The organism is Nostoc sp. UIC 10630, from assembly GCF_010747425.1.
Taxonomy (GTDB): Bacteria; Cyanobacteriota; Cyanobacteriia; order Cyanobacteriales; family Nostocaceae; genus Nostoc.
This window is the reverse complement of the sequence record NZ_JAAGOG010000500.1, coordinates 1-527: the sequence shown is the minus strand read 5'-3', so window position 1 is coordinate 527 and position 527 is coordinate 1. Positions and strand designations below refer to the sequence as shown.

The 527-nt window shown below is 44.0% G+C and carries 1 protein-coding gene; it reads right to left on the bottom strand.

The window, feature by feature from the left end; all coding sequences use genetic code 11:
* Positions 1–410 (bottom strand): class I SAM-dependent methyltransferase (locus G1O98_RS38600; protein WP_163939747.1); only part of this gene is annotated, 410 nt, incomplete at its 3' end.
* Positions 411–527: the final 117 nt, after the last annotated feature.

The window sequence follows — 527 nt, the reverse complement described above, 5'->3', positions numbered from 1 at the left end:
TCGAACACAAAGTCAAAGGCTTGATGCCATTGTGCCGGAACTGCGAACAAATCTGCAACTACGTAGTTGACAGTTGAATTGGGAAATCGCTCTTGACACCAAGCGATCGCCGTAGGAGAAATATCAAAAGCCGTTACCTCAAATCCAAGATTTGCTAAAGCTTCAGCATCGTCTCCCAAACCACAACCAATAACTAGCGCCTTTTGCTGTGAAGCGAACGGTTGATGATTTGTCAACCAATCTTGCAGATAAGGGTGAGGAGCTAACTTGGCCCAAGGAATATGTGTTGTGTCGCCTTGAGCTTCGGCATACAAAACTTCAAACCAAGCTGATGGCTCTGATTTTTGTTGTGCAGCGCTTGCTAACTGCTTAACATGAAGCTGTAAATTTTCAGATTGTTGTTCAAACATAAAACTGACCTTTGACGAAAAATTGGCGCAAACGTTATGTGGCAATGCTATATTCGCTACGCCCCCCGTTTATGACGAATTGCTGTTAGTAGCCCTGTATTTCTTAAAACAGCCCCC